The organism is Halorubrum sp. Atlit-26R (assembly GCF_003666015.1).
Taxonomy (GTDB): domain Archaea; phylum Halobacteriota; class Halobacteria; order Halobacteriales; family Haloferacaceae; genus Halorubrum.
This window is the reverse complement of record NZ_QPLT01000196.1, coordinates 1-754: the sequence shown is the minus strand read 5'-3', so window position 1 is coordinate 754 and position 754 is coordinate 1. Positions and strand designations below refer to the sequence as shown.

Annotated in this window: 1 protein-coding gene; it reads right to left on the bottom strand. The window is 56.0% G+C overall.

All coding sequences use genetic code 11. The annotated features are described in order from the left end of the window. Window positions 1-40: 40 nt before the first annotated feature. Window positions 41-661 (bottom strand): tyrosine-type recombinase/integrase, encoded by a 621-nt coding sequence (locus DVK07_RS20095; protein WP_121598560.1) that lies wholly within the window; start codon window positions 659-661, stop codon window positions 41-43. Window positions 662-754: the final 93 nt, after the last annotated feature.

Below are 754 nucleotides of genomic sequence, written 5' to 3'. Positions count from 1 at the left end.
CGGAGTACAAACGGGCAGAAGAAAAAGAGAGTCGCGAGGATTAGCGCAGACCGGCTGTTTCCATCATTTCAGCCGCCAGATCGTCCGGCTCGCGTCCCAGGTAATTCTCCTTGAATGTCTTCGTTTTAACCCATCCGCCCCATGACATAATAACGCTCAGAGCTACGTCGGAAGCGTGTAACCTGTAGTACGTTCTGGTGCTCCATGTCCTCGTCAGATCGTGAGCCGAGACCTCATTCCAGTCATTATTCCCGGTCGTCTCGGCAAGCTCTTCTCGGGCATCCTCCACCCATTTCTGGACAGTGCGTGCGCTGACGTCGATCGAGTTCGAGTGTCGCGTCTGCCCTTTGAGGGACGCCAGCGTCTCGATGATCTCGCACGACTCCACGGACAATGGTGTTTCGCGCCACTTCCCCCCGTCTAGTTCACCTGTCGTGTCTTTTCCTCGCACTGAGAGTTTGTACGCTTCCTCTTCGGAATCTAGCTGTCGGACATCGGCCAGAGACACCCGCGTCGTTTCTTCGCTGCGCAACCCTGAGTCGAGCATCAAGAGAATAGCGAGCTTCTTCTTGCCTGAGTAATGGTCACGCAACAGGTCGCACTCCGCGTTTCCGAGCCAAACGCGGTATCCGTCCTTGTTGTCGTGCGGTTCCATCTGCATCAGCGGACCTCCGCGCTGATCTGTGTCGGTTCAACGGCTTCGCGGCAACCGTTCATGTTCACGTGGACCTTGTACGGACTGAGTTTGCTAACC